We start from the raw sequence: 6,171 nt of genomic DNA, 5'->3' as shown, positions 1-6,171 counted from the left end.
ACGCACAGCAGCGCGCACAGCGCGGCCGCCGGCCAGCGCACGGCGGTGCCGGCGTGCCCCAGCGGCAGGCCCGCCAGCGGGCCGTAGCCGGTCAGCAGCCGCAGCAGCGGGCCGGTCAGCAGCGGGGCCAGCAGCGCGGCGGGCAGCGCCAGCAGCAGCGACTCGAGGGCCGTCCAGGCCGCCAGCCGGCCCCGGGTCGCGCCCCGGGCGGCCAGCAGCGCGTCCTCCCGGGCCTGCCGCCCCGCGACCAGGCGCACCACCAGCAGCAGCGCCGCCCCGGCCAGCACCACCAGCTGGAGCGCGCCGATCAGCAGGCCGGACTCGGTGACCAGCGTCGCCGCCCGCAACTCGGCCAGCAGCGCGGGGAGTTCGGTCTGCGACTGGAGCCCGGGGCTGTCCCGCCGGACCAGTTCGGCCAGCCGGTCGGCGCGCTCCCCGACCCGGTCGATCCGGCTCCGGCCGGCGCCCGCGAAGTCGGCGCTCAGCAGCGTGCTCCGGCCGCCCTGCGGCAGCAGCCCGGAGGTGAAGGCCCGGTCGTCCACCAGCATCGGCCCGTAGGTGGTGAAACCCCGGACCTGCACCTCCCGGCCGCCCAGCGGGTCCAGCCGCCAGTAGGGCGCGTCCCGGTCCTCGGCCCGGTAGACGCCGGTCACCTCGACGGTCAGCGGCGGGCCGTTGTAGCGGTCGGAGAGCACCACCCGGGCGGGCAGCGCGCTCCCGGTCAGGCCGAGCCGGGACAGCGTGCTCTCCGGCACCGCGACCCGCACCACCGTGCCGTCGCCCGCCGTGCCGTCGCCCGCCGTGCCGTCGCCTGCTGTGCCGTCGCCCGCCGCGGGCCACTGCCCGGCGGTCAGGCGGACCCGGTCGCGGTCCAGCGCCGCCAGCACCGTCAGGTCCACCTCGTGCGCCGGGCCGGACTGGCCGGTGCCGGACGGGCCGGCCGCGGGCAGGCCGTACGCGCGGCTGCGGGCCAGCGAGCGCACGGAGACCGGCAGCCCGTCGAACAGGTCGGCGCCCAGCGCGGCCACCGCCGCGTCGTCCGCGCCCCGGGCCTCCAGCCCGTGGTCGGCGCCCAGCAGCACGGCGGCCCGGCCGGCGCCGTCCAAGTCCCGGCGGACCCCCGCCTCGGCCACGGTGCGGTCGAAGGCGACCAGCACGGTCAGCACGGTGGTCGCGGTCAGCACCGTGAACAGCACCGCGGCCGCCAGCGGCAACCGCCCGCGCAGCCGGAGCAGGACGAAGCCCAGCATGTGTCAGTACCCCCCGTTCCGGCCCACCGGAGCACCGGATAGCGGACGACTCTGTCAGAGTCCGACCGGAATCGGAAGAGTCCGGCACGAACCGGTGGGCACCCGGACCGGCGCGGCACGGGCCGGTCACCGGGGTGCGGCAGGATGGGGGCCGTGGAACTCGATGCGCACCGCACGGAACTGACGGCCTACTGCTACCGGATGACCGGCTCCTTCCACGACGCCGAGGACCTCGTCCAGGAGACCCTGCTGCGGGCCTGGAACGCGCGCGAGCGCTACGACCCCGCCCGCGCCTCGGTGCGCACCTGGCTGTACCGGATCGCCACCAACGCCTGCCTCACCGCCCTCGAAGGACGCGCCCGCCGCCCGCTGCCCGCCGGACTCGGCGCCCCCGGCCAGGACACCGGGGCACCGCTCGCCCCCGCCGCGGACGTGCCCTGGCTGGAGCCCTTCCCCGACGCCCGCCTCGACGCCGCCGCCCGCACCGACCTGCGCCTGGCCTGGGTCGCGGCCGTGCAGTTGCTGCCCGCCCGGCAGCGCGCCGTCCTCGTCCTGCGCGAGGTGCTGGCGTTCAGCGCCGCCGAGGTCGCCGAACAGCTCGACACCACCGTCGCCGCCGTCAACAGCGCCCTGCAGCGCGCCCGGGCCGCCCTCGGCGACGTCGACGCGGAACGGGTCAGGGAGCAGGACGACCCCGGCCGGCGGGCCGTCGTCGACCGCTACCTCGCCGCGTTCGAGGCCGCCGACGTGCCCGCGCTGGTCGGCCTGCTCGCCCGGGACGCCGTCCTGGAGATGCCGCCGCTGCCGCTGTGGTTCCGGGGCCCGCTGCACTACGGGCAGTTCATGGACCGGGTCTACGGCATGTGGGGCCCCGGCTGGCGCACCCGCCCCGTCGGCGCCAACGGCCAGGCCGCGTTCGCCGCGTACGCCCCCGACGGCGCCGGGCGCCGGCTGCACAGCGTCCAACTGCTGGACGTCGCCGACGGGCTGGTCACCCGCAACACCGTCTACACCGACCCCGCCGTGCTGGGCCTGTTCGACCTGCCGCCGCGGCTGTAGGCGCTCCCGGCCGTGGCCCGGCCGTCGCCCAGTGCTCTCGGGTGCTCCCCGGTGCTCCCGGGCGCGGGCGGTCAGGCGCGGACGACCAGGCCGTTCGCGCGCAGCGCCGCCACCACGGCGGGCGGGGCGGTGGCCACCGAGCCCGCGTCGTACGGCGGCCGCGGGTCGTACTCGGTGACCAGCTGGATCGACTGGGCCACCGCGTCGCCGTGGATCCGCCCCGCCAGGTGCAGGGCCAGGTCGATGCCGGCCGACACCCCGGCCGCCGTCGCGTACTTGCCGTCGAAGACCACCCGCTCGTCGGTCGGCACCGCCCCGAACGCGGCCAGCCCCTCCGGGCCGAACCAGTGCGTGGTGGCCCGCCGCCCGGTGAGCAGCCCGGCCGCCGCCAGCAGGATCGACCCCGAGCACACCGAGGCCGTCCAGGTGCTGCCCGCGTCCACCGCGCGCAGCCACTCCAGGACGGCCGGGTCCTCGTGCTGCCGGGTCGAGCCCGGACCGCCCGGCACCAGCAGCAGGTCGGCCGCGCCGACCTCGTCCAGCGCGGCGTCCGCCGTCAGCGCCAGACTGCCCAGGTCGCTGCGGACCGGGCCGCGCCGCCGCGCGACGAACACCACCTCGGCGCCGGGCATCCGGGCCAGCACCTCGTACGGGCCGACGGCGTCCAGGGCGGTGAAGTCCGGGTAGAGCAGGACGGCGATCCTCATCAAGGACCCCTCTCGGCGGGTGGTGGACGGTGCGCCACCAGCCTGGCAGCGGCCGCGCGGCGGCGGCCAGGACCGGCACGGACGCGTTCCCCACTCCTGCGGACACGGCCACGGACACGGACCCGGGCCCGGACCCAGGTCCGCATCCGCATCCGCATCCGCGCCACTCAGGTCGAGCGGCGCACCACCAGCTCGGTCGGCAGGATCACCGTCGGCGCCTCCTCGCCCGCGATCCGGTCCAGCAGCAGGCGGACCATCTCGGCGGAGATCCGGTCCCACGGCTGCCTTATCGTGGTCAGCGGCGGACGGGTGGACAGCGCCACCGGCGAATCGTCGAAACCGCCCACCGCGACGTCCCGCGGGACGCTGCGCCCGGCGTGCTCCAGGGCCGACAGTGCGCCGTCCGCCATCAGGTCGGAGGCCACGAACACCGCGTCCAACTCCGGTACGCGCTCCAGCAGTTCGCACATCGCGGCCTCGCCGCCGGAGCGGCTGTAGTCGCCCTGCGCGACCAGCCGCTCGTCGACCGGCAGCCCGTACTCGGCCAGCACCTCGCGGTAGCCGGACAGCCGCTCCACACCGCCCGGGGTGTCCTGCGGGCCGGCGATGGTGGCGACCCTGCTGCGGCCCGACTCCAGCAGGTGGCGCACCAGGTCCTTGGCGCCCTCGCGGTCGTCCGCCGCCACGTACGGCACCCGGCCGCGCTGGCCCAGCGGGCGGCCGCAGCACACCATCGGGATGTCCGCCTCGCGCAGGTGCTCGATCATCGGGTTGCCGCGGTGCGAGGAGACCAGCAGCACCCCGTCCACGTGGCCCGCCGCCAGGTAGCGGGTGACCCGGCGGCGCTCCGCGTCGTCGCCCGCCGTCATCAGCAGCAGCGGGATGTCGTGCTCGGCCAGCGCCGCCGTGCAGCCGCGCAGCAGGGTGGTGAAGTTCGGGTCCTCGAAGAACCGCTCCTGCGGCTCGGTCAGCAGGAACGCCACCGAGCCGGAGCGCTGGGTGACCAGGCTGCGGGCCGCCCGGTTCACCACGTACCCGAGCTGGGCGATCGCCGCCTCCACCGCCTGCTGCGAGGCCGGGCTGACGTTGTGCCCGCCCTGCAGCACCCGGGACACCGTGCCCCGCGAGACGCCCGCCACCGCGGCCACGTCGTGGATGGTCGGCGGGCGCTTCGGCCGTCCGGCCGCCCGGCCGCGGGGCACTGGTTCCGTCATCGGGATGCAGGTCCTTGTTGCAGATCGAGGTGTCGGGGTCACTGTACTGGCGGCCCGTCAGGACTTCACGGCGCCGGACAGCAGGTCGACCCGCCAGTACCGCTGCATGCCCAGGAACAGCGCGATCAGCGGCAGGACCGACAGCAGCGCGCCGGTGATCACCAGGGTGTACATGGCCGGCTCGTTGGCGCCCTGCTGGAGCAGCGAGTACAGGCCCACCGTCACCGGGAACTTGTGGTCGTCGCCGAGCATGATGTACGGCAGCAGGAAGTTGTTCCAGATCGCCACGAACTGGAACAGGAACACCGTCACCAGCCCCGGCACCATCATCGGCAGCGCCACGCTCCGGAACAGCCGCCACTCCCGCGCCCCGTCCACCCGGGCCGCCTCCACCACCTCGTCCGGGATCGCCGCCTCGGCGTAGATCCGCGACAGGTAGATGCCGTACGGGGACAGGATGCTGGGCAGCAGCACCGACCAGTAGCTGTCCGCCAGGCCCGCCTTCGACATCAGCAGGTACTGCGGCACCGCCAGCGTGATCGGCGGCATCAGCACGCCCGCCAGCAGCACGTTGAACACCGTCGAACGGCCCCGGAAGCGGTACTTGGCCAGCGCGTAGCCCGTCACGCCGGACACCGACGCCGACAGCAGCGCGCCCGCGCCCGCGTACAGCGCCGAGTTGGCCATCCACTGCCAGTACACGCCGCCCCGGTACGAGGACAGCTCGACCAGGTTGCCCCAGAAGCCGGTGCCGGGCGCGTAGGTGAAGGTGGTGAACAGCTCCTCGCGGCTCTTGGTCGCCGCCGTCACCACCCAGACCACCGGCACCAGGCAGTACACCGCGCCCAGCAGCAGGAGCAGGGTCGGCGTCCAGGCGGTGCGGCGTGGGGCGGACGGCTTCGGGGGCAGCGCGGGGGCGGTCCGGCGGGGGGCCGCAGCGGTGGTGGTACTCATCTCAACTGCCTCCGTTGGCACGCTTGTTGACCAGCTTCAGGAACCCGAAGGAGAGCAGCAGGGTGGCCGCCGCGATCACCACGGAGGTGGCCGCCGCCGAGTAGATGTTGCCCTGGACGAAGGCGTCCCGGTACACCTTCATCAGCGGCGACCAGGTCGAACTCATCGAGTTCGTCAGCGGCTTGAGCGTCATCGGCTCGGCGAACACCTGGAGCGTGGCGATCATCGAGAAGAAGAAGGTCAGCACCAGCGACGGCGCCACCAGCGGGATCTTGACCCGCAGCGCGATCTGCAGCTCCGAGCAGCCGTCCAGCCGGGCCGCCTCGTACAGCTCGGCCGGCAGCGCCCGCAGCGAGGTGTAGATCACGATCATGTTGAAGCCGGTGCCGCCCCACACCGCGATGTTCGCCATCGCCAGGTACAGCCCGTCGCCGTGCAGCAGGTCCGGGCCGCTCATCCCCGCCCGGGTCAGCAGGTAGTAGCCCGGACTGACCTGCGGCAGGTACAGGAACCCCCACAGGGTGGACGCCACGATGCCCGGCACCGCGTACGGCAGGAAGATCACCAGCCGGGAGAACGCCCCGAACCGCACCCGCGGCACGTCCAGCAGCAGCGCGAAGAACAGCGCCGCGCCCAGCATCGTCGGCACCAGCAGCGCCCCGTACAGCAGCACCCGGCCCGAACCCGACAGCAGCTCCGAATCCGCCAGCGCCGAGGTGTAGTTGGACAGCCCCGCCCACACCTCGGTGCGGGCGTGCGAGCCCAGGCCCAGGCCCTTCACCTTCACGGCGCGCAGGCTCAGGTACACCGCGAAGCCGATCGGCAGCGCGAAGAACAGCGTGAACAGCAGGGTCGCCGGGCCGAGGAAGCCGTACGGCGCGAGCGAGCCGCGGCGCCGCAGGGCGGCGCGGGGCGGCGGGGGAGGGGAGGCCATGGCGGCTCCTAAGTGCCTTGGGGGGTGAGGGGGTTCGTGGCCCGGTCCGCCGC

The 6,171-nt window shown here is 74.8% G+C and carries 5 protein-coding genes and 1 pseudogene; 1 reads left to right on the top strand and 5 read right to left on the bottom strand.

All coding sequences use genetic code 11. From position 1 onward, the window contains the following. Positions 1-1,250 (bottom strand): annotated as a pseudogene (locus tag ACFUEL_RS32890) (ABC transporter permease); the annotation flags it as partial. A 144-nt stretch (positions 1,251-1,394) separates the two neighbouring features. Between ACFUEL_RS32890 and ACFUEL_RS32885 the strand changes: the two are divergent. Continuing rightward, positions 1,395-2,309: an RNA polymerase subunit sigma-70 gene (locus ACFUEL_RS32885; protein WP_380240763.1), complete on the top strand. Its 915-nt coding sequence runs from the start codon at positions 1,395-1,397 to the stop codon at positions 2,307-2,309. A gap of 71 nt (positions 2,310-2,380) precedes the next feature. Here ACFUEL_RS32885 and ACFUEL_RS32880 read toward each other — a convergent pair whose 3' ends face one another. The 4 genes from ACFUEL_RS32880 to ACFUEL_RS32865 form a co-directional block, all read right to left on the bottom strand. Beyond that, entirely contained in the window at positions 2,381-3,016 is a 636-nt protein-coding gene (locus ACFUEL_RS32880; RefSeq protein ID WP_380240761.1) for a DJ-1/PfpI family protein, read from the bottom strand. 167 nt (positions 3,017-3,183) lie between these two features. Continuing rightward, positions 3,184-4,230 carry a LacI family DNA-binding transcriptional regulator gene (locus ACFUEL_RS32875; RefSeq protein ID WP_380240759.1) on the bottom strand — a complete coding sequence of 349 codons (1,047 nt, stop codon included), beginning with the start codon at positions 4,228-4,230 and terminating at the stop codon, positions 3,184-3,186. A gap of 57 nt (positions 4,231-4,287) precedes the next feature. Next, positions 4,288-5,184 (bottom strand): carbohydrate ABC transporter permease, encoded by an 897-nt coding sequence (locus tag ACFUEL_RS32870; RefSeq protein ID WP_380240757.1) that lies wholly within the window; start codon positions 5,182-5,184, stop codon positions 4,288-4,290. Position 5,185: 1 nt separating this feature from the next. After that, complete coding sequence (locus tag ACFUEL_RS32865; protein WP_380240755.1) at positions 5,186-6,118, bottom strand: carbohydrate ABC transporter permease; 933 nt, start codon at positions 6,116-6,118, stop codon at positions 5,186-5,188. Positions 6,119-6,171 lie beyond the last annotated feature (53 nt).

This window comes from Kitasatospora sp. NPDC057198 (assembly GCF_042670125.1).
Lineage (GTDB): Bacteria > Actinomycetota > Actinomycetes > Streptomycetales > Streptomycetaceae > Kitasatospora.
Note: the sequence above shows the minus strand (reverse complement) of the source record. Positions and strands in the feature narration are given on the sequence as shown.